This window comes from Stutzerimonas sp. R40042, from assembly GCF_026642215.1.
GTDB lineage: Bacteria > Pseudomonadota > Gammaproteobacteria > Pseudomonadales > Pseudomonadaceae > Stutzerimonas > Stutzerimonas frequens.
Map to the genome: position 1 here is coordinate 730,509 of NZ_CP113258.1, position 24,575 is coordinate 755,083.

General features: G+C 65.7%; 24 protein-coding genes and 1 tRNA gene. 3 read left to right on the top strand and 22 right to left on the bottom strand.

Annotated features, from left to right (window positions below; genetic code table 11):
• Positions 1–6 precede the first annotated feature (6 nt).
• The 20 genes from OUY36_RS03290 to rpsU all read right to left on the bottom strand — a co-directional run bounded on the left by OUY36_RS03290 (position 7) and on the right by rpsU (position 20,543).
• Positions 7–1,257 carry an NAD(P)/FAD-dependent oxidoreductase gene (locus OUY36_RS03290; RefSeq protein ID WP_267936762.1) on the bottom strand — a complete coding sequence of 417 codons (1,251 nt, stop codon included), beginning with the start codon at positions 1,255–1,257 and terminating at the stop codon, positions 7–9.
• A complete protein-coding gene (locus OUY36_RS03295) occupies positions 1,244–3,592 on the bottom strand; it encodes an MMPL family transporter (protein WP_267936764.1) in 2,349 nt (782 codons plus the stop codon). The genes OUY36_RS03290 and OUY36_RS03295 overlap by 14 nt, the downstream gene beginning before the upstream one ends.
• Positions 3,582–4,193: a LolA family protein gene (locus tag OUY36_RS03300; protein WP_267936766.1), complete on the bottom strand. Its 612-nt coding sequence runs from the start codon at positions 4,191–4,193 to the stop codon at positions 3,582–3,584. The genes OUY36_RS03295 and OUY36_RS03300 overlap by 11 nt, the downstream gene beginning before the upstream one ends.
• Positions 4,190–4,615: an acyl-CoA thioesterase gene (locus tag OUY36_RS03305; protein ID WP_267936767.1), complete on the bottom strand. Its 426-nt coding sequence runs from the start codon at positions 4,613–4,615 to the stop codon at positions 4,190–4,192. Before OUY36_RS03305 ends, OUY36_RS03300 begins: the two co-directional genes overlap by 4 nt.
• On the bottom strand, positions 4,608–6,140 hold the full coding sequence (locus tag OUY36_RS03310) for an HAL/PAL/TAL family ammonia-lyase (protein WP_267936768.1): 1,533 nt from the start codon (positions 6,138–6,140) through the stop codon (positions 4,608–4,610). Before OUY36_RS03310 ends, OUY36_RS03305 begins: the two co-directional genes overlap by 8 nt.
• Positions 6,133–7,077, bottom strand: coding sequence for an LpxL/LpxP family acyltransferase (locus tag OUY36_RS03315; RefSeq protein ID WP_267936769.1), 945 nt, complete (start codon positions 7,075–7,077; stop codon positions 6,133–6,135). The genes OUY36_RS03310 and OUY36_RS03315 overlap by 8 nt, the downstream gene beginning before the upstream one ends.
• Entirely contained in the window at positions 7,074–7,790 is a 717-nt protein-coding gene (locus OUY36_RS03320) for a glycosyltransferase family 2 protein (RefSeq protein ID WP_267936770.1), read from the bottom strand. Before OUY36_RS03320 ends, OUY36_RS03315 begins: the two co-directional genes overlap by 4 nt.
• A gap of 56 nt (positions 7,791–7,846) precedes the next feature.
• Positions 7,847–9,355, bottom strand: coding sequence for an AMP-binding protein (locus tag OUY36_RS03325; protein ID WP_267936771.1), 1,509 nt, complete (start codon positions 9,353–9,355; stop codon positions 7,847–7,849).
• On the bottom strand, positions 9,352–9,927 hold the full coding sequence (locus tag OUY36_RS03330) for a hypothetical protein (protein ID WP_267936773.1): 576 nt from the start codon (positions 9,925–9,927) through the stop codon (positions 9,352–9,354). Before OUY36_RS03330 ends, OUY36_RS03325 begins: the two co-directional genes overlap by 4 nt.
• A gap of 86 nt (positions 9,928–10,013) precedes the next feature.
• Complete coding sequence (locus OUY36_RS03335; RefSeq protein WP_003301004.1) at positions 10,014–10,271, bottom strand: acyl carrier protein; 258 nt, start codon at positions 10,269–10,271, stop codon at positions 10,014–10,016.
• Positions 10,272–10,283: 12 nt separating this feature from the next.
• Positions 10,284–10,547 carry a phosphopantetheine-binding protein gene (locus tag OUY36_RS03340; protein ID WP_063539640.1) on the bottom strand — a complete coding sequence of 88 codons (264 nt, stop codon included), beginning with the start codon at positions 10,545–10,547 and terminating at the stop codon, positions 10,284–10,286.
• Positions 10,528–11,334, bottom strand: a complete 807-nt coding sequence (locus OUY36_RS03345; protein ID WP_230726049.1) for a lysophospholipid acyltransferase family protein — start codon at positions 11,332–11,334, stop codon at positions 10,528–10,530. The genes OUY36_RS03340 and OUY36_RS03345 overlap by 20 nt, the downstream gene beginning before the upstream one ends.
• Positions 11,310–12,035: a beta-ketoacyl synthase chain length factor gene (locus OUY36_RS03350; protein WP_267936774.1), complete on the bottom strand. Its 726-nt coding sequence runs from the start codon at positions 12,033–12,035 to the stop codon at positions 11,310–11,312. Before OUY36_RS03350 ends, OUY36_RS03345 begins: the two co-directional genes overlap by 25 nt.
• 193 nt (positions 12,036–12,228) lie before the next feature.
• Positions 12,229–12,666: a thioredoxin TrxC gene (gene trxC / locus OUY36_RS03355; protein WP_200595960.1), complete on the bottom strand. Its 438-nt coding sequence runs from the start codon at positions 12,664–12,666 to the stop codon at positions 12,229–12,231.
• Positions 12,667–12,735: 69 nt separating this feature from the next.
• Complete coding sequence (locus OUY36_RS03360) at positions 12,736–14,013, bottom strand: bifunctional O-acetylhomoserine aminocarboxypropyltransferase/cysteine synthase (protein WP_267936775.1); 1,278 nt, start codon at positions 14,011–14,013, stop codon at positions 12,736–12,738.
• A 93-nt stretch (positions 14,014–14,106) separates the two neighbouring features.
• Positions 14,107–15,897, bottom strand: coding sequence for an SLC13 family permease (locus tag OUY36_RS03365; RefSeq protein ID WP_063539645.1), 1,791 nt, complete (start codon positions 15,895–15,897; stop codon positions 14,107–14,109).
• A 232-nt stretch (positions 15,898–16,129) separates the two neighbouring features.
• Positions 16,130–16,206 (bottom strand) — tRNA-Ile (locus tag OUY36_RS03370).
• Between the two features lie 109 nt (positions 16,207–16,315).
• Complete coding sequence (gene rpoD, locus OUY36_RS03375; protein WP_063539646.1) at positions 16,316–18,169, bottom strand: RNA polymerase sigma factor RpoD; 1,854 nt, start codon at positions 18,167–18,169, stop codon at positions 16,316–16,318.
• 67 nt (positions 18,170–18,236) lie between these two features.
• Positions 18,237–20,189 (bottom strand): DNA primase, encoded by a 1,953-nt coding sequence (gene dnaG / locus OUY36_RS03380; protein WP_152480807.1) that lies wholly within the window; start codon positions 20,187–20,189, stop codon positions 18,237–18,239.
• A gap of 138 nt (positions 20,190–20,327) precedes the next feature.
• Positions 20,328–20,543, bottom strand: coding sequence for a 30S ribosomal protein S21 (gene rpsU, locus OUY36_RS03385; RefSeq protein WP_003290642.1), 216 nt, complete (start codon positions 20,541–20,543; stop codon positions 20,328–20,330).
• Positions 20,544–20,738: 195 nt separating this feature from the next.
• On the opposite strand from rpsU, the gene tsaD reads away from it, so the two are divergent.
• Positions 20,739–21,764, top strand: coding sequence for a tRNA (adenosine(37)-N6)-threonylcarbamoyltransferase complex transferase subunit TsaD (gene tsaD, locus OUY36_RS03390; RefSeq protein ID WP_152480808.1), 1,026 nt, complete (start codon positions 20,739–20,741; stop codon positions 21,762–21,764).
• An 11-nt stretch (positions 21,765–21,775) separates the two neighbouring features.
• On the opposite strand, the gene plsY is transcribed toward tsaD, so the two are convergent.
• Entirely contained in the window at positions 21,776–22,345 is a 570-nt protein-coding gene (gene plsY, locus OUY36_RS03395) for a glycerol-3-phosphate 1-O-acyltransferase PlsY (RefSeq protein ID WP_063539649.1), read from the bottom strand.
• A 75-nt stretch (positions 22,346–22,420) separates the two neighbouring features.
• On the opposite strand from plsY, the gene folB reads away from it, so the two are divergent.
• Positions 22,421–22,774, top strand: a complete 354-nt coding sequence (gene folB, locus OUY36_RS03400; RefSeq protein WP_125868817.1) for a dihydroneopterin aldolase — start codon at positions 22,421–22,423, stop codon at positions 22,772–22,774.
• The gene (gene folK / locus OUY36_RS03405; RefSeq protein WP_152480809.1) at positions 22,765–23,307 is read left to right on the top strand and encodes a 2-amino-4-hydroxy-6-hydroxymethyldihydropteridine diphosphokinase; all 543 of its coding nucleotides are present in this window, start codon (positions 22,765–22,767) and stop codon (positions 23,305–23,307) included. Before folB ends, folK begins: the two co-directional genes overlap by 10 nt.
• Here the strand turns inward: folK and OUY36_RS03410 are convergent, their stop codons facing one another.
• A complete protein-coding gene (locus OUY36_RS03410; RefSeq protein WP_152480810.1) occupies positions 23,308–24,483 on the bottom strand; it encodes a multifunctional CCA addition/repair protein in 1,176 nt (391 codons plus the stop codon). It abuts the gene before it with no gap.
• Positions 24,484–24,575 lie beyond the last annotated feature (92 nt).

Genomic DNA, 24,575 nt, shown 5'->3' on the forward strand with positions numbered 1-24,575 from the left:
AGCCGCTCAGACACCGGCACCCGCCGAGCAGAGTTCGGCCAGTACGCGCAGGCGGCGTTTGGGTTCGGCGACATAGGGGTTCTTTTCGTCCCAGGCATAGCCGGCGAGGATCGAGCTGATCATCCGGCGGATCTCCGGCTGGGCGTGTTCGTAGTAGATCACGTCCTGGAAGCTGCAATCGTACCAACCCTCCACGTAGGTCCGGAAGGTATCGACGCCGCGCTTGAGCGGCGCGGCGAACTCGGTCTCCCAGTCCACCGTTTCGCCGCTCAGCTGGCGATGCAGCACGGCCGCGGCCATGTGTGCCGAGCGCATGGCAATGGTCACGCCGGAGGAAAACACCGGGTCGAGAAACTCGGCGGCGTTGCCCAGCAGGGCGAAGCCCGGACCGTGCAGACTCTTGACGTTGGCCGAGTAGCCGCCGATCAGGCGTGCCGGGGTGTCCCATTCGGCATTCGCGAGGATGCGCCTGAGGTTCGGTGCCTCCTGGACGAATTCGCGCAGGCAGGCATCGAGATTGACCGGCCGGCCTTCGTAGCGCTCGGCACTGGCGACCACACCCAGCGAACAGCGGCCATTGCTGAACGGGATGGTCCAGTACCAGACATCGCGCAGCTCGGGATGGGTGGTGATAAGGATCTTCTCGCGGTCGAAGCGTGGATCGTCGATACGGTCCTCGATATGGGTGAAGATCGCCCGGCGCACCGGGAAGCCCGATGGCGCTTCCAGATCCAGCAGTTGCGGCAGCACACGGCCGTAGCCGCTGGCATCGAGCACGAAGGCGGCATCGACGCGGTACTCGCTGCCATCGGCCCGGCGAATCTGCAGCCAGGGTCGTTCGCCGGTGAAGTCCACCGCGGTGACTTCCTCCTCGTAGCGAATCTCCACACCCTGCAGCTCGGCCTGGTCGGCCAGCAGCTTGTCGAAGTCGGCACGCTGGACCTGATAGGTGCTGCCGTGGCCGGCAGTGAATTTGTCGCGGAAGTCGAAATCCGTATAGCGCTCCCCCCAGCCGAAGGCCGCGCCGTGCTTGGTCTGGAAGCCCGCCGCGCGCACCGCCTCGAGCATCCCGGCTTCCTCGATGAAGTCCAGGCAGTGCGAAAGCAGGCTTTCGCCGATGGAGAAGCGCGGGAAGCGCTGGCGTTCGACGATCAGCACGTCGTGGCCCTTGCGCTTGAGCAGCGCGCCAGCGATTGCGCCGGAAGGGCCGGCTCCGATGATCACGACTTCACGGTGTTGCGTCTCAAGCGGCGCCATACGGCCTCCCTGCCTGTGGTGGTGTGTCTTGCTGATGGATGGCCCAGGGGGCCAGGAAAAAACTGAATGCCAGGCCGAGGCTGACGGTGAGGCCGAAGTTGCTCACCGCCGGCGTGCTGGACACCGCCAGCAGGCCGAACGACAGCCAGGTGGTGGTGGCCGCCAGCAGGGTGCCGACCAGGCTGACCGCGGCGCCGCCAATCTGCTCGCGCATCAGAATGGCGTAATCCACGCCGATCGCCGTGACCAGCAGCAGGCCGAACAGGCCGAACAGCGTCAGCGGCTGACCGAGCCAGCCGAGACTGGCCAGGCTCGCCAGGGAGGCCAGCAGGGGCACGGCCAGGCAACGCAGGGCGCCGCCCGGGCCGAAGGGAAAGCAGAGCAGGGCAAAGATCAGCAGGCTGGCGAGCAGCTTGAGTTCGCCGGCCTGAAGCTTGGTCTCGGCAAACAGCTGGTTGAGGCGGGCCGGCTGATCGACCAGTGTCGTGCCGGGCACGTCTTCAGCGATGTGTTCCAGGGCGACTCCGTCGCGCAGGCCCTGCAGGCTGATCAGCCCAGCGACGCCGTCGTTCTGCGCGCCGAGCCAGAGCGCGCGCCAGGGCTCGCCCAACGGGCCTGCCAGCGCCGCCTCGATGGTCACCGCTGGCTGTGCCTGCAGGCGCTCGATCTCGGCCTGCAGGTTGCTCGTCGCGGCACCCAGGACGGCGAGCGGCTGGCTGGCTGCAAGCAGGTGCGGCAGGGCGGCGCGCAGGCGGTTCTGTTCGGTAGTCGGTGCGACCAGCTGGCTCAGGGCTAGGTAGCCAACCAGCCGCTGGTCGGTCTGCAGAGCGTCGAGGCGGCGGCTCAGCTGCGCCTGACGCTCGAGCAGGGCGTCGGCATTTTCCGCGCGCACGAGGAAATATTGACTGGTGGGCTGGAAACCGGTGATCGCAGCGATACGCTCGGCTTGCTGCTGCAGTGCCGGCGCGCGGTTGACCCACTGGCGCAGATCGTCCTTGAACGAAAGCTGCAACACGCCGCCGAGACAAAACAGCCCCAGGCCGGCCAGCAGCCAGGGCGTGGCGATGCGCGCCAGTAACGCCTGCCTCAGCTGCAGCCAGCGCTGCGCCCAGCCCAGCGGGCGCGGCCAAGGGGTCAGATAGCCGCTGAACAGCACAGGCAGCAGGCAGGTGGTGCAGAGAAAGGCGCCGAGCAAGCCGGCTGCAGAAAACACTGCCACCTGGGTCAGTGCCGGGAAAGGCGTGAAGGCCAGCGCGAGATAACCGATCAGGTTGGTTAGCAGGGCCAGCGCCAGTCCCGGCAGGATCAGACCAAGCGCGCGCCGGCCGTGCCAGGGCTGCAGGGTCCAGCTCTTGGAGAGGTAGTGCAGCGGGAAGTCCAGGCTGACGCCGATCAAGCTGGCGCCGAGCACCAGGGTCAGTACGTGCATCTGGCCGAACAGCGCGATGCAGGCGGCCGCCCCCGACAGCGCGCCGACCAGCACCGGCAAGGCGGCGAGGAGGATGCGCGGCGTGCGGAATAGCCAGAGCAACAGCAGCAGGGTGGCACCCAGCGACAGGCTGCCGATCAGGCTCGCCTCGGCGCGGGCCGAGCGCTGGCCATGGGCAGCATGCAGCACGCCGCCGGCACTCAGCAGCTCGCCCCCCGCCGCTTCGATGTCGTAACGAGCCCGTTCGACGAGGGTTGCCATCTGCTGCGGCGAATCCTCGTCGAAGGCATCTCCTTGCGCCCGCGCGTGTATCACCCGCCAGCGCTGACCGGCATGTTCGGCGACCAGGCTGCCGTCGCTCTCGGCGCGAACGTTGCCCAGCTGCGGCAACCGTTGCAGGGCCAGGCCGGCGATGCCGAACCAGTCCTGTTCGAGCGGCAGCGGGCTGGCGGCGAAGGGGTCGTAGAGGCGCTCGATGCGCTGCTGGACGAACCGCGCGGGATGTTCGATGAGCTGCTGGCGCTCGGTATCGCCAAGCAATCCGAGGGACTGCTCGCGCAGCTGGCGCGCGACCGCCGGCAGATCGGGCTGTACCCGCTCGCGCACCTGGGCGAACAGGCCACTGCCACGCAGTTCGGCTGCCAGGCTTTCAGTCAGGCGCCAGGTTTCACGCTCGTCGTCATGCCGGATCAGCAGCATCAGGTCGCGCTTGAGCGGCTCCTGCATGCGCTCGGTCGCCAGCCCTTCGAGCGCGTCGTGACTCGCGTCGGGCAGGAGCTGCAGCAGGTTGGCACTCAGCGGCGGGCCGTCGCGCCATTGCCAGGCGCTCAGCGCCAGCAGGCCGAGCAGCGCCAGGCAGAACAGCGCGGCCGGCCAGCGGCGGGGCTGCAGGCGCTCAGTCGGCAAGATCGCGTTGCTCGCGGGCCGTGAGGGCGAGGTCGGTCTGGCTGTCGAGCAGACGGATCAGTGTGCGATCGCCCTGGGTCTCGTGCAGCTCGATCCGCGTCACCGTCTCACCGCCTTGGATCTCGATGTCGGCGAAGATCTGCTTGAGCAGCGCGCCGCGAGGGGTCAGCTGCAGACGCCACGCGTCGGGGTCGCCTTTCAGCTGCAGGTCGAAGTCGCGCTGCAGGGCCTGGGTGTCGCCGCTCAGCACGGCGAGGAACAGCTGGTTCTGCCGGGCCGAACCGCCCTGCGGGTCGACCGCCTGCCAGCCCTGCTCGCCGCGCCGCGCGATGCCCTGGGGGGTGATGCGATAGTCCTGGCGGATCGGCTGCTGCAACAGCCAGAGCAGGCCATGGTCGCGGGCGAGCACGAACCGGCCCTGGCTGGTCAGGGGCTGCGGCAAGGCACGCAGGTGCTTTTCCTGAATGAAGTCGCCACGTACCACGGCCGGCCCGCTCAGTTGTTCGGCGAGCTGTGGCAGGTCAAAGGGCTGCGCCGTGGCGATGGTAGTGACCATCAGCAGGACGGCGGCGGCCAGCCATTTCTTGATGGTCGGGATCATGCCAGCGCGCGCTCCACCGCGTCGACGAACACTCGTGGCGAGGCCAGCAGCATCTCGCGGCTGGCGATCTCCACGGCGACCTGCACGGTGCTGCCGCGGGTCATGCGCTCGCCGGTTTCGGCATCGCGGATCAGGTAGTTGATCTTCAGGCGGTTCTCCCATTCCACCAGGTCGGCGCGCACCACGATGCGCTGGTTGAAGCGGGCGCCGCGCATGTAGCGCAGCTGCACATCGATGATCGGCCAGGCATAGCCGGCGTCGCGCATCTGCTGGTAGTTGTGGCCGATGCGTTCGAGCAGCGCGCAGCGGGCGACCTCGAAGTACTTGACGTAGTGGCCGTGCCAGACCACGTCCATGGAGTCGACATCGAAGAACGGCACGAGCATCTCGACCTCGGCCTGCACTACGCCGTCCTTACGCATAAAGCCTCCAGTGGCGGTTGCGGATCTGTGCGAGGCACAGGCGCAGTTCGCCTTCCAGCGCGCGGTCTTCGATCAGCGGGGGGAAGGTCGCCGCCAGTTCGCTGTGCATGGCCGCCAGTGGTGCGGGCAGCGGGCGCGCGTCTTCCTGGCGCTGGCGCAGCCAGACGCCCTGCTGGGCGGCGAGCAGCGTGGCCGCGGCGACCTGCTCGCTCAGCTCCAGGCTGCGCAGCGCGTCGCGGGCGGCGATGGTGCCCATGCTCACCTTGTCCTGGTTGTGGCATTCGGTGGAGCGCGAGAAGACGCTGGCCGGCATGCTGTTCTTCAGCGCTTCGGCGGTCCAGGCGCTGGCGCCGATCTGCACCGCCTTGAAGCCGTGGTTGATCATCGCCGTGGCGGCCGGCGCGCCGGAGAGGTTGCTCGGCAGGCCGTGGTTGTAGCGCGTGTCGACCAGCAGGGCGAGCTGGCGGTCGAGCAGATCGGCGACGTTGGCCACCAGGTTCTTCAGGCTGTCCATGGCAAAGGCGATATGCCCGCCATAGAAATGCCCGCCGTGCAGCACGCGCTCGTTATCGGCATCGATGATCGGGTTGTCGTTGGCGCTGTTCAGTTCGGTCTCGATGAACTGGCGCAGCAGGACCAGGCTGTCGGCCAGCACGCCGAGCACATGGGGCGCGCAACGGATGGAGTAGCGGTCCTGCAATCGATGCAGCGGCGCAGCGGGCGCATCGATGGCCAGATCCTGGCGAATCCAGGCGGCGACCTGAGCCTGCCCAGGATGCGGCTTGGCGGCGAACAGGCGCTCGTCGAAGTGCTCCGGGTTGCCCTGCAGGGCGATCACGTTCAGTGCGGTGATGCGGGTCGCCAGCTGCAGCAGGTAGTCGGCGCGGGCGTAGGCCAGGCAGGCGAGGCCGGTCATCACCGCGGTGCCGTTCATCAACGCCAGCGCCTCCTTGGGGCGCAGGGTCAAGGGTGTCCAGCCGAGCTGGCGATGCACTTCGGCGGCGCTGCGGCGCTCGCCGCGATACAGCACCTCGCGCTCGCCGGCCAGCGCTGCAGCGACATAGGACAGCGGGGTCAGGTCACCGCTGGCGCCGACCGAGCCTTCTTCAGGAATCAGCGGCAGCACATCGTGTTCGAGAAATGCCTGCATGCGTTCCAGCAGCTCGATGCGTACACCGGACATGCCATGGGTCAGCGAACGCAGGCGCGCGGCGAGCACGGCGCGGGTGGCTTCGGCGTCCAGCAACTTGCCCAGCCCGCAGCCATGAAAGGTGAACAGGTGCTGCGGTAGCGCTTCGACCTGATGCAGCGGCACCGCCACCACGCAGGAATCGCCATAGCCGGTGGTAACGCCGTAGATCACGCCTTCGCGGTCCAGCAGGGTGTCGAGAAACTGCGCGCCGCGGGTGATGCGGCTGCGAAAGGGCTCGTCCGCCTGCAGCCGTGCCGGCGCACGGCGCTGCGCCACGGCCAGCACGTCCTCGATGCGCAGAAGGTTTTCGCCAAAGATCACGGGCTCAGTCACGACGCGGGTCCTGTGTGTTCCAGAAGGGATAGAAGTTGAACCATTGCAGCGGCGCCTCCAGGCAGCGCGCGGCGAGGCGGTCGGCGTAGCGCTGCACTGCCTGCGCGATCACCGCGTCGCGGTCGGCGCGGCGCCAGCGGATGCGTTCGGCGAAGGGCTCGAGATGCACATGGAAGCGCTCGTCCTGCTTGAGACAGAACAGTAGATTCACCGGGCATTCCAGCAGGCCGGCAAGCAGCCAGGGCCCCTGGGGAAAGGCTGCCGGCTGACCGAGGAAGTCCGCGATGGCGGTGCGCCCGCCATGCAGCGGCACCCGATCACCGGCAATGGCCAGCCATTCGCCACGCTCCAGGCGCTGGGACAGCTGCAGCATGGTTGCCGGGTCCAGTTCGCTGACCTGGATCAGGCGCAGGTTGTCGGCGCCGGACTGGTCCAGCAGGCGATTGAACCGCTCGGCGTGACGGGTGTGCACCAGCACGTTCATCCGTACTTCGCCGCCGATCTCCGCCAGGGCCCGGCAGATCTCCAGATTGCCCAGGTGCGAGCCGACCAGCAGCTGACCGCGCGGCCCGGCGAGGCTGGCGTGCAGGTCCGCCGGGTCGTGGATCACCAGGCGTTCCCGCCCGACGCGCCCGCTCCAGACATCCAGCTTGTCCAGCAGCGCTTCGGCGAAACTCATGAACTGGCGATAGACCGAGCGTGCGCTCGGCTGCAGTTCGGCGCGACCGCTCCAGCGCGCCAGGTAGCCCTGATACTGGCGCGCGCTGTCACGGGCGCTGCGGCCGAACAGATAGAAATACAGCACGATCAGATACAGCAGCGGCGCCATGGTGCGCCGACCAAGTACCCGTACCGCCCAGGCGGTCAGGCGCATCAGCGCGAAACTGCCGCGCTCGCGCTGCGCCACCCAGTGCGAGGGCATCGGGGCTTCGCTCATCGCTGCAGGCGCCGGGCGAGCAGTTTTGGCGCGCGCAGCAGCATGCCGCAGAACAGCCGGGCATGCATGGCGGAGATCAGTGCATTGTCCAGCCAGAGGCGGAAGTGCGAGACGCCATCGGCCGGGTAATGCACCCGCGTCGGCAGCCAGACCATCGGCTGCTGCTGCCAGTGCAGGCGCACCAGGATCTCGGTGTCGAAATCCATGCGCCGGCCCAGGCGCACGCGGTCGAGCAATGCCAAAGTCGGCTCCAGCGGGTAGACACGGAAGCCGCACATGGAGTCGCGGATCGCCAGCGACAGGGTGTTGATCCAGACCCAGACATGGGTCAGGTAGCGGGCATACAGGCGCCCCTTGGGCACGCTGGCGTCGTATCGCGGATAGCCGCAGATCACCGCGTCCGGCGCCTGGCTGGCGCGGTCGAGGAACAGCTCGACACCGGACAGGTCGTGCTGGCCGTCGGCGTCGACCTGCAGCGCATGGCTGAAGCCCAGTCGCCGGGCCTCGCGCAGGCCACTGATCACCGCGCCGCCCTTGCCCTGGTTGTGCGGATGGCGGAGCAGGAAGACGCCGGTCTGCTCGGCCAGCTTGTCGATGACTGCCGCTGCGGTCGGGGAGGAACCGTCGTCCACCAGCACGCAGGGCAGATCCGCCGCACGCAGCGCGGCAACCACAGCGGGCAGGCTGCGCTCGTGGTTGTAGACCGGGATCACCGCGCAGGGCTTGAACCAATCTTCCTCCGGCTGTGCGGGAGGGGTGACTACCGCGGTTACAGTCGCCGCTGTATCAGTTCGCGCGCGAGACCCATTGCCCACTCGATCTGGACAACGCCGGGCAGCACCGGCGTACGTGGAAAATGGCCGCTGAAGTGCGCCAGGTCCAGCGGCACTTGCAGGTCAATCTGCCAGTGATCGTCCTGCCATTGCTGCTGCAGGCGTTCCGGTTCGCGCGGGCGTGGCGCCTGCAGCAGCGTATCCACCTCGGCTTGAGGCAGTTTGCCCTGGGAATTGCTCGGCAGTTGGCGAACCAGTCGCCAGCGTCGCGGCAGCGCCAGCGCCTCGCAGTGGGCGCTGAGATGTTGGCGCAGCGTCTGGGTAACGGTGCGGCGGCCCTGATTGCGCAGGGCGAAAGTACCGGCCTCGCTCAGCGCCACCAGCGCACCGAGATAGGCGCGATTGTCCTGAATGACGCCGAGCCGAGCCTCGCTAATGTAAGGGTGCTCGATGAGTGCGCTCTCCAGCATCGGCAGCGAAATGCGCTTCTCCTCCAGCTTGACGATGCGATCCAGCCGGCCGCGCAGGGTGAAGCGGCCATCGGCGTGCAGGTCGGCGCCATCGGCGGTCTGCTCCACATGTCCGTGTCCAAGCCAGGGCGATGCCACACTCAGCGCACCCTGTTCGTCTTGATCGAGTTCGATACCCGGCAGTGGCTGCCAGCGTTCGCCGCCCTGGCGCCAGGCGATGCCGCCGGTTTCGGAGCTGCCATAGATTTCCGTTGGCCACTGACCGAGACGCTGCTGGAGCACTTGCGCGGCCTCGGCCGGCAGCGGCCCGCCGGAGGAGAACACTCGGCGCACCTGGCGCAGCGCCGGCCAATCGAGGTTGTCGCCCATGCGCTTGAGCAGGGCGGGGCTGGCCACCCAGCAGAACGTCGGCTGCGCGCGGCTGGCCAGTTGCATATCTTCGGCGAACGGCAATGCACGACGCAGCAATGGTCGGCCGGCACAAAGCGGCCAGAGCAGCCGAAACAGCAGTCCATAGATGTGCTGCGTGGCGACGCTGCCGATCACTGCCGCATCGCCGAGGTCGGCACCCCACAGCGCTTCCAGCGCTTCGACTTCGTTGGCCAGCTGGTACAGGTGCTTGTCGATGAGCTTGGGCTCGCCGCTGGAGCCGGAGGTGCAGAGCGTCAGGCCGAGCAGCTCGGGATCGAGCTCTGCAGGGGCGAGTGGCGCAGCCAGGAGGTCCGTCAGGCTGCAGTCGCCAGGCTGATCGGTCAGCCAGAGCTCCACGTGCGGCCTCAGCCGCGCGCGGCTCGCGGGTTGCAGGTCGGCTGGCAGTAGGATCCGCGCGCCGGCACGCCAGGCGCCGAGCAGGGCGATCGCCAGTTGTACCGCGTCTTCCAGATGTACAGCGAGGTTTCTCACCCCGCGCTGTCGAAGCCCGCCGGCCAGTCGCAGTGCCTGCTGCTGCAGTTGTTCGAGTGACAGTGGCGGTTGGTTGGTCACTGACCGCGGATCGACCTCGAGCAGCAGTTCGGTAAGAGGAAGCCAGCTCATGCGCGATCCTTCACGTACTGGCGAACCAGCCATTCGCCGGCGAACAGCAGGCCGATCAGCACATAGGCGATCAGGCCGTTGTACAGCGTCCACCAGCTCAGCGGCGCCCACAGCGTCAGTGCGCCGGCGATCGTGCCGTTCAGGATGAAGAAGGCTACCCAGGCCTTGGTCACCTGCCGTGTATAACGCACGCCGGAGGCCGGCAGCTCGGGCTCCTGCAGTCGCGCCAGGCGCTCGATGACCGGCATCCCGCTGAACAGGCTGCCGGCGAACAGTACGAGCATGGCGACATTGATCAGCACCGGATACCAGCGCAGCAGCGTGCTGTCGTCGAGCAGCGCCAGCAGCAGGCAGAACAGCAGCGCCACAGCGGCGGTCCAGCGGCTGGCTGAGCGGCCGGCGCTCAGCAGACGGGCGAGCCAGAGCGCCCCGAGCAGCGCGGCGAAGGCGCGTGGCGACAGGTGTTCAATGCCGAAGTAGACGGCGAAGGGGTAGGCCAGCCCGGCGAACAACAGGGCGAGCCCCGCCAGCCGGGCGGTGCCGGCTGGCATCCTGGGTGAACGTGAGAGCATCGGTCGGTTCCGCAAAGTGCCTTGGGGCGCGCTGCATGTGCGGCCCAGTCAGTCCCTGCGCCGCACCGGCGCAGTTGTCTTGTCTGTCAGGCAGTTTCCGCGTTGGTCAGTCGATAAACCGCTTCGACGACATCGCCCACGGTGCGCACGGCCTTGAACTCCTCGGCGGCAATCTTCTTGCCGGTCTGGCGCTTGATGTGGTCGATCAGGTCGACGGCGTCGATGCTGTCGATCTCCAGGTCCTGATAGAGGTTGGCTTCGAGGGTAATGCGCTCGGGTTCGAGTTCGAACAGTTCCACCAGGGCGTCGCGCAGGGTCTGGAAAATCTCGTTACGGCTGTTCACGGCAGATATTCCTCAGGCGATGGCGCGACTGGCGCTGACGAAGGCTGCCAGGCTGTCGACGCTGGCGAAATGCTTGCGGGTGTCCTTGGCGTCGGCGTCGATCTTGATGCCGAAGCGCTTCTGGATCGCCAGACCCAGTTCCAAGGCGTCCACCGAATCCAGGCCGAGCCCTTCGCCGAACAGCGGCTGGTCGGCGTCGATGTCGTCCGGGCCGAGGTCTTCCAGACCCAGGGCGTCGATGATCAGTTGCTTGATTTCAAGCGTCAGTTGGCTCATCGAGTGCGAGCTCCTTTATAAAGTGTCGGTGCAGATGGTCGTTGAGGCGGCGCGAGGCGATCGGGGCGGCGCCCAGGGCGGCGAATGCCTGCGGGTCGATGTCGTCGCCCACGCGCAGATGAAAGTGGAAGCGCCGCGAGGGGATGCGGTACCAGGGCTCGGCCTTGGTCAGGGTGGTCGGTGTCACGCTGATCACCACTGGCGTCACCAGCCGCGCGCCGCGCAGGGCGATGGCCGCTGCGCCGCGGTGAAACTGCGGCGGCTGGCCGGGCGTGGTGCGGGTGCCCTCGGGAAAGATGATCAGCGTCTGGCCCTGCTGCAGGGCTTCGGCCGCTTCGTCGAGCATCTCGGCGCTGCCGTTGTTGCTGATGTACTGCGCGGCGCGGATCGGCCCACGGGTGAACGGGTTGTCCCACAGGCTCTGCTTGACCACGCAGTTGGCGTCGCGGATCAGTGCGATCAGCACCACCACATCGATCAGCGAAGGATGATTGGCGATGATCAGCTGGCCCGGGCGACCGAGGCGCTCGGCACCTTCGACCTCATAGGTCAGCACGCCGCTGCGGTACATGAACTGTACGAACAGCCAGAACAGCCGGCTGACCGTTTGCCGTGCACGGCTGCGTCGGGTGATGGCGTCGCCAGGCAGCAGCGCGAGTAGCGGGAAGACCAGTATGCGCAGGCACAGCCCGCCGATGCCGAACAAGGCGAACGACAGCCCGGTGGCAATCAGGCGCCACAGCCACGGCACATTGGGCCGCTTCAGCGCGTCCGCTGCCAGTTCCATCTGCGCGTCTTCCATTGATGCGTGAGTTGGGAGCGGCCATCGAGCAATGCCCGGATCAGCTCCAGCGCATGTGGTGCGGATGCTGTCACGGCGGGCTCGTCGGCCGATTGCAGTTGCAGTTGCCAGGTGTCTCCGGCGGTCAGTCGCAGCGCCAGCGCGTAGGGTATCTGGACATCATCAATCCAGGGTCGATAGGCGTCTGGCGGCGTTTCCTCGGCGATCACCAGCAGAACGGCCGGCGCACCTTCGTTCAACAGCAGCGCGGCTTCGAGGAACGCGTGCTCGAGCCCGTCGCCTTCCGCGGCGAGGGCCGTCATTTCGCTGGGGTCGCCCTGAAAGATCGACCAGAGGCCGATGATGGCGTTGTGCACCGACAGGCTGAACTGGGTCGGCGAAAGCGGTTGCTGCTCGGCCAGGTCGCTGAGCAGGGCGAAGTTGCGGGTGGTTTCACCGTGTCGCGAGGCATACACCAGCGGCATCGGCGGCTGGTCTTCGACCAGGGGGGCGGCGACGGCAAAGACCATGCGCGCCAGCCGGCTCAAGCGTCGACGCTGCATGGCGGGCAGAATGGATACGTCCGGCTGCGCGTCTGGAGCGTCCGGCCAGACGCTGGCCAATGCCCAGCGCGACCAGTCGGCATGGCAGGCACAGCCCGGGGCCCAGGCCTGCCATTGGTCGATGTCGAAGCGTATTGCGCTCATGCCTGCGCGGCTCTCGTGGGGCCAGCGCATAGACGTCCGTGTGTTACTTGCATTGGAAGTGCCGCTCGAAAAGTGCGGGCATTATCCAAGTGCCATGATGGCTAGGCAAACATTGCGACACATATCCTGATGGGAGGTCGCAATTGTGGACGGAACTTGGCGATGTTCTGGTTGTCGCCTGACGTTTATGCCGTCAGCGCACGCCCTGCTGTGCCAGCCAGGCCAGCAGTTGTGGCAGCGGCATGGCACCGCTCTGGCGCGCGACTTCGCGGCCTTCGCGAAAGAGGATCAGGCTCGGAATGGAGCGGATGCCGAGCTGCGTCGACAGTTGTGCGTTGGCTTCGCTGTCGAGCTTGGCCAGGCGGCAGCGGCCCTGCAGCTGGCGCGCGGCCTGGGCGAAGGTCGGGGCAAAGCTGCGGCAGGGGCCGCACCAGCTGGCCCAGACATCCACCAGTAGCGGCAGGTCACCCTTGATCTGGTTGGCGAACTGGCCCTGTTGCAGGTCGAAGGGTTGGTCCGGCAGCGCCTCGGACTTGCAGCGCCCGCAGCGTGGCGCGTCATGTACGCGATCGGATGGAATGCGGTTGAGGCTGGCGCAATGTGCGCAGGGGACGATCAGCGAATCGGTCATGGCGAGGCTCCCTCGGCGATATGCCGATAATGTGGAGCCTCGCTGGCGGATATCAAGCTGCGCGCCGTCTCAACCCTTGGATGCGGCCAGTGCCTGGGCCAGGTCGGCGAGGATGTCGTCGATGTGCTCGATACCGATCGACAGCCGGATCAGGTCCTGCGACACGCCGGCGCGGGCCAGTTCGTCGGCATTCAGCTGGCGGTGCGTGGTACTCGCCGGATGGCAGGCCAGGGACTTGGCATCGCCGATGTTGACCAGGCGCACCACCAGCTTGAGTGCATCGATGAACCGTGCGCCGGCCTCCATGCCGCCTTCGATGCCGAAGCAGAGGATCGAGGCCGGCGTGCCGCCCATGTAGCGGCGTGCCAGTTCGTGTTCGGGATGATCCGGCAGGCCGGCGTACTTGACCCATGCCACCTGTGGGTGGGATTGGAGAAATTCGGCGACCTTGAGTGCGTTTTCGCAGTGGCGCTCCATACGCAGGGCGAGGGTTTCCAGCCCCTGCAGGATCAGGAACGAGTTGAACGGTGAAATCGCCGCGCCCATGTTGCGCAGCGGCACAACGCGGCAGCGGCCGATGAAGGCGGCAGGGCCAAAGGCCTCGGTGTAGGTGACGCCGTGGTAGGACACGTCCGGCGTGTTCAGCAGCGCGAAACGTTCCTTGTACTGCGCCCAAGGGAATTTGCCGGAGTCGACGACGATACCGCCGATGCTGGTGCCATGGCCGCCCATGTACTTGGTCAGCGAATGCACGACGATATCCGCGCCGTGCTCGATGGGCCGGCACAGCATGGGTGTGGCGACGGTGTTGTCGACGATCAGCGGCACGCCGTGGCGGTGCGCGGCTTCGGCCAGGGCGACGAGGTCGATCACGTTGCCGGCCGGGTTGCCAATGGATTCGCAGAACACCGCCTTGGTACGCTCGTCGATCAGCGCTTCCAGGGCCGCGATGTCGTCGTGGGCGGCGAAGCGCACCTCGATGCCCTGGCGCGGCAGGGTGTGGGCGAACAGGTTGTAGGTGCCGCCGTAGAGCTTGGCTACCGAGACGATGTTGTCGCCGACCTCGGTGATGGTCTGAATGGCGTAGGTGATCGCTGCCATCCCCGAGGCTACGGCCAGTGCGGCCACGCCGCCCTCTAGTGCCGCTACCCGCTGCTCGAGCACGTCGGTGGTGGGATTCATGATGCGCGTATAGATGTTGCCCGGCACCTTCAGATCGAACAGGTCGGCGCCGTGCTGAGTGTCATCGAACGCGTAAGAGGTGGTCTGGTAGATCGGTACCGCCACGGCCCGGGTGGTCGGGTCCGGGCTATAGCCTGCATGAATGGCGAGGGTTTCCAGTTTCATGGCGCGCTCCTTGTTCTTGTTCGTCGGGGGCAAAGGCCCGAGAGCATGAAACTGAACGCCTGGCCGGTCAATGACCCAGCGCAAGCCTTGTCGTCAGAGCGGCGTGAGCGGCCAGAATAGCGGGATGACCAACGTGGCCACGACCCAGAGCAGCAGGTTCAGCGGTATGCCCACCTTGAGGAAGTCGGTAAAGCGATAGCCGCCGGCGTTGTAGACGAAGGTGTTGGTCTGGTAGCCGATCGGGGTGGCGAAGCTGGCGCTGGCGGCGAACATCACGGCGACCACGAACGCCCGCGGATCGACGCCCAGATGCTGCGCGAGACCGATGGCGATCGGGGTTATCAGCACCGCCACCGCGTTATTCGACAGCATCTCGGTGAGCAGCGAGGTCAGCAGGTAGATGAACGAAAGCATGAACAGCGGGCCGGCCCAGGGCGTGAGCGTGGCGACGTTCTGAACGATCAGCTGCACCAGACCCACCTTGTCCATGGCGATGCTGATGGCCAGCATGCCGAAGATCAGGCTGAGAATCTTCCAGTCGACCGCCTTGTAGGCATCCTCTACGTCCAGGCAGCGCGTCGCCAGTACGGCAGCGGCACCAATGATCGCCAGCCCTTCGATCGGCATCACGCCGAAAGCCGCCAGCAGCATCACGGCGAGTGTCGCGATGATGGCGATCGGAGCCTTGTCACGGCGGAATGCGCGCTCCTGCACCGCATTCAGGCTGATCAGTTCGCCGTTGTCGGCAAAGCGCTTGATCTGCGCCGGGCTGCCTTCGACCAGCATCACGTCGCCGAACTGCAGCTGAAAGTCATCGAAGTTGCCCTGGATGTTTTCGTCCTGGCGGTGCACGGCCAGTACGTTGATGCCGTAGCGCGCCGACAGGTCGAGGTCGCGCATCGGGCGGTGGCTGTAGCGCGAACCGCGACCGACGATGGCCTCGGCGAGGATCACATCCTCACTGCTGATGGTTTCGAAGGCATCACCGCGATTGAAGGTCAGGTGGCCACTTTCGCGCAGTTCCACTACATCCTTGACCTGGCCATGGATCATCAACAGGTCGCCGGCGGTCAGGGTGAAGTCATGCTCCGGGCGGCTGAACAGCTGCGCATTGCGGTTCACCTGCAGAACCTGCAGGCCGCTGCCGCCGTTGAGGTTGGCCTCGGCGATGGTCTTGCCGATCACCGGCGAGTTGAGCGGCACACGCAGCTCGGTCATGAAGTTGCGATCCAGGCGTGGGCCGAGCAGCTTGGACAGCGTGTCGCGTTCCGGCAGCAGATGCTTGCCGATAGTCAGCAGATAGGCCATGCCGGCTGCAGCCATGATCAGCCCGGCTGCGGTGATCTCGAACATGCCGAAGGGCGCGAGACCGGCCTTGCGCGCGACGCCATCGACGAGGATGTTTGTCGAGGTGCCGATCATTGTCAGCGTGCCGCCAAGGATGGTCGCGTAGGACAGTGGGATTAGCAGCTTGGACGGTGTGGTGCCGGCGCGCTTGGCCAGCGAAATCGCGACCGGCGTGAGGATCGCGACCACCGGGGTATTGTTCAGGCAAGCGGAAATCACCAGTGCGGTAATGGTCAGCCCGAACAGCACCCGTGTGGGACTGGTGCCGACCAGGTCGCCGAGCCAGGTGCCCAGTGCGTCGATGCAGCCGGTGCGTTCCAGCGCAGCAGAAATGATGAACATGCAGGCGATCGTCACCGGCGCCGAGTTGGATAGCACGCTCAGCACTTCGCCCGGCGTCAGTAGCTGCGTCGCCAGCAGGACGGCCACGGCGATCGCGACGACGATATCCGGGCTCCAGGTTTCCCGAACGAACGCCACCAGTAGCCAGATCAGCAGGGCGCAGACGAACAACAGCGGCAGCGATTCTGGGAGCATGGACGTCCTTAAGGATGGCAACTGCGGCGCGTCGAAACAACGAGCCCGCGGCGCAAGATAGAGACGTCAGCTTAGAGAGTCCAGAAACCTTTCCTGCTGTTTATATGCGATCTGGTTATTAGTCTGCGGTCAACACGGCTGGTAAGCGAAGAGCCGGAACGAAGGTCTCCGCGAATCGCGTCATCAATAAAAGGGATAAACGAAAAAGCCGCGCGGTGCGCGGCTTTGAAGGTGGTGGGCCCACACGGACTCGAACCGTGGACCAAAGGATTATGAGTCCTCTGCTCTAACCAACTGAGCTATAGGCCCCCAGAAGGCCGGCGGATTATACCGGCGGTATTGCGGCGGCGCCAATCGAAGCGGGCCGCAAGACGGTGAGGAGGACAAAAAACAACCCCCGGCATGCCGGGGGTTGGATTTACTCGTCGAGGAAGGAGCGCAGGTGCTCGCTTCGCGTCGGGTGGCGCAGCTTGCGCAGCGCCTTGGCCTCTATCTGACGAATCCGCTCGCGAGTGACGTCGAACTGCTTGCCGACTTCCTCGAGGGTGTGGTCGGTGTTCATGTCGATGCCGAAGCGCATGCGCAGCACCTTGGCTTCGCGGGCGGTGAGGCCGGAGAGCACTTCGCGGGTGGCTTCCTTGAGGCTTTCCACGGTGGCCACGTCGATCGGCGACTGCATGGCCGAATCTTCGATGAAATCGCCCAGGTGCGAGTCTTCGTCGTCACCGATCGGCGTTTCCATGGAGATCGGCTCCTTGGCGATCTTCAGTACCTTGCGGATCTTGTCCTCGGGCATTTCCATGCGCTCGCCAAGCTCCTCGGGCGTGGGCTCGCGGCCCATTTCCTGCAGCATCTGGCGGGAGATGCGGTTGAGCTTGTTGATCGTCTCGATCATGTGCACCGGGATGCGGATGGTCCGCGCCTGGTCGGCAATGGAGCGAGTGATCGCCTGGCGAATCCACCAGGTGGCGTAGGTCGAGAACTTGTAGCCGCGGCGGTATTCGAACTTGTCCACCGCCTTCATCAGGCCGATGTTGCCTTCCTGGATCAGGTCGAGGAATTGCAGGCCGCGGTTGGTGTACTTCTTGGCGATGGAGATCACCAGGCGCAGGTTGGCCTCGACCATCTCCTTCTTCGCCCGACGGGCCTTGGCCTCGCCAATGGACATGCGACGGTTGATGTCCTTGATGTCGGCGATGGCGAGCTCGCACTGCTGTTCCAGCTCGATCAGCTTCTGCTGGCAGCGCTGGATGTCTTCCTTGCGGTTGCCGATGGCCTCGGCGTACTTGCTCTTGCCGGCAGCCAGTTGCTCGGCCCAGTCGAGATTGGTCTCGTTGTTCGGGAACTGGCGCAGGAAGTCGGCGCGTGGCATGCGGGCATCACGCACGCACAGCTGCATGATGGCTCGCTCCTGGGCGCGGATCTGGCTCAGTGCGTCACGCACGCGCTCGACCAGGGCATCGTACTGCTTGGGCACGAGCTTGATCGGCATGAACAGGATGGCGAGGGCTTCGAGTTCCTCGGTAGCCTGCTGGCTGGCGCGGCCATGCTTCTTGAGGGCCTTGTTGGCTTTTTCAAGCTGTTCGGCGACCGCGCCGAAGCGTAGGCGCGCGACTTCCGGATCGGGCCCGCCGTCGCCTTCTTCTTCTTCGCTCTCGGACTCTTCTTCGTCCTCGTCGTCCTTGTCATCGTCCACCGGCTTGCTGGTGGACTGCGGCGTCTGCGGCTCGACTTCCTGAGGCGCGGCGGCGCCGTCGTCGTCGGGGTCGATGTAGCCGCTGAGGATGTCGGACAGGCGGCCGCCTTCGTTCGTCACGCGCTCGTAGTCAGCGAGAATGCTGTCGACGGTGCCGGGGAAGTGGGCGATCGCGCTCATGACTTCGCGAATGCCTTCCTCGATGCGTTTGGCGATTTCGATTTCGCCTTCGCGGGTCAGCAGTTCGACGGTGCCCATTTCGCGCATGTACATGCGCACTGGGTCGGTGGTGCGGCCGATGTCGGTCTCGACCGCGGCGAGTGCAGCGGCGGCCTCTTCGGCGGCAGCTTCATCGGTATCGGCTTCGGCCAACAACAGGGCATCGGCATCCGGAGCGGTCTCGAATACGTTGATGCCCATGTCGTTGATCATGCGAATGATGTCTTCCACCTGTTCCGGATCGGAAATATCCTCCGGCAGGTGGTCGTTGACCTCGGCGTAAGTCAGGTAACCCTGCTCACGGCCACGCTGGATCAACTCTTTGAGGCGGGACTGCTGTTGCGCTTTTCCGGACATATAACCCTATCCACTGAAGGTTCTGGCGGGCTGAAAACAAGCTGAGCATTATAGCCGAGCTAGGACCTCACGCGCCAGTTGAGGTCGGTGTAGCGGGTATTGCGTTGCGGCTCAATAGGTTACGCAGTTGGTCTTTTTCCTCTGCGCTGAGTTCACCTTGGCGAGCCTTGCGCAGCAGGTTTTCGAGGCGCCGTTCCCGCTGTCTGGCGGCAAGGCTATTAATGGTGTCGAAAAACTGCTGTTCAAGGTTATCGGCAGAGATCAGCCATTCTTTCTCTGCCAGTGCGCGTAAAAGTCGACCCTGATCCGTGCCGTGCCAGCGGGCGATCAGCTGCAGGCTGCGCAGCCTTGGGTTTTTCTGCAGGGTGCCGAGCAGCGCCACTAGCAGTTGGGCGTAGGTATCGTCTTCTGCGGCAAAATGACTGACGTCTTCCACCTTCTGCGCCAGCTCCGGATGGTGCAGCAGGGTGCGCAGGGTGGTCAGTGCCGGGGGCTCGACCGTGGCGGGCGTGCGCGGCCCGCGTGGCATTAAGTCTGGACCCTGGCCGTTTTTTTTCCAGTCCTTTTTCCACTCTTTCTTGCCGGGCTTGCCGCTGCGCGGTTGCGGCTGCACCGGTTCCGGTGGCTCGAAGTGGTCGGGCTCGCCGTAGGCCGGGCTGGCGTCGTAGTAGGTGTAGTCGTCGTAGGTCGGCGTGCTGCTGGGTGCGGCTACGGGCGCAGCGGCCATGTGCTGCAGTGCTTCGCCGTTCAGTCCAGTGATCTCGGCGAGGCGCTGGCGCATCAGCGCGCGCAAGTTGTTGCCTGGAATCTTTTCGATGAGCGGTGCGGCGAGCGTGGCCAGGTGAGCCTTGCCTTCCAGAGAGCGTGGATCGGCTTCTTCGCTCAGTTGCTGGAAGAAGTAGTCGGCCAGTGGCTGCGAGTGCTGCTGGATGCGGGCGCGAAAGGCGTCGGTGCCCTCGGTGCGGACCAGGGTGTCCGGATCTTCGCCGTCCGGCAGGAACAGGAAGCGTGCGCGGCGCCCGTCCTGCAGGTTCGGCAATGTTGCCTCCAGTGCGCGCCAGGCGGCCTTGCGGCCGGCGGCGTCGCCGTCGAAGCAGAACAGCACGCTGGGAACGATGCGAAACAGGCGCTTGAGGTGTTCCTCGCTGGTGGCGGTGCCCAGGGTGGCGACGGCGTTGCGCAGACCTTGCTGGGCCAGGGCGATGACGTCCATGTAGCCCTCGACCACCATGATCTCGTCGAGATCGCGGTTGGCCTGGCGCGCTTCGTAGAGGCCGTAGAGCTCCTGGCCCTTGTGGAATACCGGGGTCTCCGGCGAGTTGAGATATTTGGGCTTGTCGTCGCCCAGCACCCGGCCGCCAAAGGCGATCACCCGGCCGCGGCTGTCGCGGATGGGGAACATCACGCGGTCGCGAAAGCGGTCGTAGCGCTTGCCGTTCTCGGCGTTCTCGATCAGCAGGCCTGCATCGATCAGCGCCTTCTGCTGCAGGGCATCGCCGCCGAGATGCTTCATCAGGTTGTCCCAGCCGGGCGGCGCGAAGCCCAGGCCGAAGTCGCGGGCGATGACGCCGGACAGTCCGCGGCCCTTGAGGTATTCCACCGCGGCCTTGCGCGTCGGGTGACTCTTCAGCGCCTGACGGTAATAGTCGGCGGCGGCGGCGAGCAGCGGATAGAGCGGCGAATCGACCGGCTGACGGGGCTTATGCTTGCGCCCGCTGTCCTCGCGGGGGACTTCCATGCCGGCGCGCTTTGCCAGCTCCTCGACCGCCTGGGGGAAGTCCAGCTGGTCGTGGTCCATGACGAAGCCGAGGGCGTTGCCGCCGGCGCCGCAGCCAAAGCAGTAGTAGAACTGTTTGTCCGGGCTGACGCTGAAGGACGGCGTCTTTTCCTTGTGGAAAGGGCAGAGGGCGCTGTAGTTCTTGCCGGTCTTCTTCAGCTGGATGCGCGAACCGACCACCTCGACGATGTCGGAGCGGTTGAGCAGGTCATCGATGAAGGATTGGGGGATCAGTCCGGCCATAGGGGTATCAGATTACGCTCGCAAAGCATGCGCCGGAAATGAAAAAACTCCGGCCTTTCGCCGGCTGGCGAAGCGGAGTCTGCATGCAATGCAAAACCCGGCCGAAGCCGGGTTTGATGCGACGTCAGCTGTACTGGATCAGTACAGGCGGACGCTACGGCGCTGCTCGCGCTGCACTTTCTTGGCGTGACGCTTGACTGCGGCAGCAGCCTTGCGCTTGCGCTCGGCAGTCGGCTTCTCGTAGAACTCGCGCGAACGGACTTCGGCCAGAACGCCGGCTTTTTCGCAGGAGCGCTTGAAGCGACGCAGTGCTACGTCGAAGGGTTCATTCTCTTTAACTTTGACAGCGGGCATCCAGGACTTACCTTCACTTGATTACCGGTGGCAACGCGCTTCGGCAATGACTCGCAAGCACGCTGGTTTTAAGGGTTGCGGATGTTACCCGCTCCAATGGTGGAATGCAAAGCCCCTGATCGAAAAGCGCTGGTCGGTCGACCGGCCCGACGATTAATATGCACGGCTTCATTCGCCTTCCGGAAGATTGAACCCATGCTGGTGCTGGGGTTAGAAACGTCCTGCGACGAGACTGGTGTCGCGCTTTACGACAGCGAACAGGGCCTGCTGGCCGACGCGCTATTCAGCCAGATCGACCTGCATCGCGTCTACGGGGGCGTGGTGCCGGAGCTGGCTTCCCGTGATCACGTGAAACGCATGCTGCCGCTGATCCGTCAGGTGCTGGCCGAGGCCGGCCGCGAGGCGGGGCAGATCGACGCGGTGGCCTACACGGCCGGCCCGGGCCTGGTCGGTGCCCTGCTGGTCGGTGCGTCCTGCGCTCAGGCGCTGGCGCTGGCCTGGGGGGTACCGGCGGTCGGCGTGCATCATATGGAAGGCCATCTACTGGCGCCGATGCTCGAAGCGCAGCCTCCGGCGTTTCCGTTCGTCGCCTTGCTGGTGTCTGGCGGGCATACGCAGCTGGTGCGTGTGGATGGCATCGGCCGCTACGAGCTGCTCGGCGAGTCGGTGGACGATGCCGCGGGCGAGGCGTTCGACAAGACCGCCAAACTCATGGGCCTGCGCTACCCGGGCGGGCCGGAGATCGCACGGCTGGCCGAGCAGGGCACACCGGGGCGCTTCGTCTTTCCGCGCCCGATGACTGATCGGCCGGGGCTGGATTTCAGCTTCAGCGGGTTGAAGACCTTCACACTCAATACCTGGCAGCAGTGCCGCGATGCCGGTGACGACAGCGAGCAGACCCGCTGCGACATCGCGCTGGCCTTCCAGCAGGCGGTGGTGGAGACGCTGACCATCAAATGCCGACGGGCGCTGAAGCAGACCGGGCTGAAATCGCTGGTCATCGCCGGAGGGGTCAGTGCCAACCAGTCGCTGCGTCAGGCGCTGGAAGCGATGCTTGCCGAACTCAAGGGGCAGGTGTTCTACGCACGGCCACGTTTCTGTACCGACAACGGCGCGATGATCGCCTACGCTGGCTGTCAACGCCTGCTGGCGGGCCAGCATGATGGGCCGGCGATCGCCGTGCAGCCACGCTGGTCGATGGAGACGTTGCCGGCGATCTGAACCGCATCGACCTAGAAGTGCCGTTCCCGGCCAGCGAACAGATCGCGCACATTGCTGCGGTGACGCCAGACAATCAGCGTTGCCAGCAGGCTCATCGGCAGCAACGCACCGGGCTGTTGCCAGGCCAGCAGCGGCAGGCAGAGCGGCAGGGCGATCAGGGCTGCCAGCGAGCTGGTGCGGGTCAGGCGGAATACCAGCAGCCAGGCGCCGATGGCCAGCAATGCGGCCGGCGGGTAGAGCGCAAGCAGGGCGCCAGCGGCGGTCGCTACGCCCTTGCCGCCGCGAAAACGGAAGTACAACGGATAGAGATGGCCGCAGACCGCCGCCAGACCGATCCAGGCCTGCTGCTGAACGCTCATGTCCAGCGAGGCGGCCAGCAGGACGGGCAGCAGGCCCTTGAGCAGATCGCCGAACAGCGTGCAGATCGCCAGGCGCTTGCCGGCCAGACGAAGCATATTGGTGGCGCCGGGATTGCCGGAGCCACCGGCGCGCGGGTCGGGTATCCCGGCCAAGCGGCTGAGCAGTATGGCGAATGACAGCGAACCGATCAGGTACGCGAGCAAGGTCAGCAGCCAGAACATGGAATCCATCCGGGGCAGGGAGTCCCTGAGTCTAACGGCGCGTTTCGAGCTTGTCGTGCCGCAGGAGAACGTTGCGTGGATACAGTCTTCATCGAAGGCCTGGAAGTGGATACGGTGATCGGCGCCTATGATTGGGAGCGCGGCATCCGGCAGTGCTTGCAGTTGGACCTGACGCTGGGTTGGGACATCCGTCCTGCCGCCGAGAACGATGAGCTGGACAAGGCCCTGGACTACGCCAAGGTCGCTGCGGCCATCGACCTGTTCGCTGCCGAGGCGCGCTTCGAGTTGGTAGAGACCTTCGCCGAGCGCCTGGCGCAGCGTCTGATGAGCGAGTTCGGCATTCTCTGGCTGCGCCTGCGGGTCACCAAGCCTGGCGTCAATGCGCGGGCCCGCGCGCTGGGCGTGGAGATCGAACGCGGATGTCGCTGACTCCCGTGCTGCTCGGCCTGGGCAGCAATGTCCGGCGTGAGCCTCACCTGCATGCCGGCCTCGATGCGCTGGCCGAGTTGTTGGTGGACATGCGTTGCTCGCCGGTGTTCGAGAGTCTGGCGGTGGGCTACAAGGGCGACAACTTCTACAACCTGGTGGTCGCCGGCAAGACCGAGCTACCGCTGACCGAACTGGACCGTCGGCTCAAGTTCATCGAGGCCGACAACGGGCGTTACGCGCCGGATCGCAAGGGGCTACCGCTGGATATCGACGTGCTGCTCTATGGCGAGCTGGTCGGCAACTTCCACGGTCTGCTGCTGCCGCGTGCGGAGATTCTCAAGAACGCCTTCGTGCTCTGGCCGCTCGCGCTGCTGGCTCCGGCCGTGCGGCACCCGGCCGCGGATGCCAGCTTCGCCGAGCTGTGGGCGCGCTCGACGATCGACCAGCAGCTCTGGCCGGTGCCCTTTCACTGGCGCGGCGCGGAGCTCACCCCGCACGAGCTGATCCGCGCCCATCCGCAGCTGGGTAGGTGACTAACCAATACTCGCGTTCCGCTGGCAATGCAGCCGCAGCGCCTCGAGTCGAGCGGCGGCGAGCGCCTTGCCCAGCTCGGCGCCCTGATGGCCCTGTTCCAGCAGCGGTTTGGCCGCGACGTCACGAGCCGCCTTTGCCGCCGCCCGCAGGTAGTCGGCTTGGGGTAAGGGTTGCGCCGCATCGTCTGCCGAAGCTGTCATTTCGCAGGCCGCGATGAAGTGCTCGAAGCGTTCCGGGCGGCGATAGATATCGAAGTGCTGCAGCATGTCGAGCAAGGCATCGGCGGGCAGGGCTCGCGCATCGAGCGCGTCCTGATGGTAGCGGCCGAGCAGCATCGCCAGTTCCTGGCAATCCCGCGGCGCCTTGCAGCGCTGGTTCAGCGTGGCGATGGCGTGGAGACGCTCCTCCTGGCTAGCGGTTGGGCCTGCGCAGCCGAGCAGCAGGCACGCCCAGCGTACCGGCAATGGCTGGGCGTGCTTCGCGCAGCGCCTCAGTGCGCCGAGCAGTTTTTCGCCATGTGCGCCTTGCTCCTCGAAACTGGCAGCCAGTTCGGGGAACAGCTCCGGCAGGGCATGACAGGCCTTCAGTACCTGAATGAAGACATCCGGGCGCGGCTCCATCAAGGCGCGGGAGATCTCCTTCCAGCTGCGTTCGGCGGTGAGTGCCGACAGCTCGCCGGAGCGCGCCAGCTGACGCATCAGCTCAAGGGTTTCGTCGGCGATACGGAAGCCGAGCTCGGCATAACGTGCGGCGAAGCGCGCCACGCGCAGCACGCGCAGCGGGTCTTCGGCGAAGGCCGGCGACACGTGGCGCAACAGTCGGGCCTGTAGATCGCGCTGGCCACCGTAGGGGTCGATCAATCGCCCCTGCTCGTCTTCGGCAATGGCATTGATGGTGAGGTCGCGTCGCTGCAGATCCTCCTCGAGGGTGACCTCGGGGCTGGCATGGAAGGTAAAGCCGCCATAACCGCGGCCGCTCTTGCGCTCGGTACGCGCCAGGGCGTACTCCTCGCCACTCTGCGGATGCAGGAACACCGGAAAGTCTGCGCCCACCGCGCGGAAGCCCTGGGCCTGCATTTCCTCTGGAGTGGCGCCGACCACCACCCAGTCCACTTCACTGACCGCACGCCCCAACAGGCGATCACGCACCGCGCCGCCGACTTTGTAGATCTGCATAACCACCTCCGTAGGCGCGGAGGATAAAGGATATCGGCCGTACGGCCACAGATTGGTGCTGAGGAAGGCGCCGCGGGCAGTGCCCGCGGCGT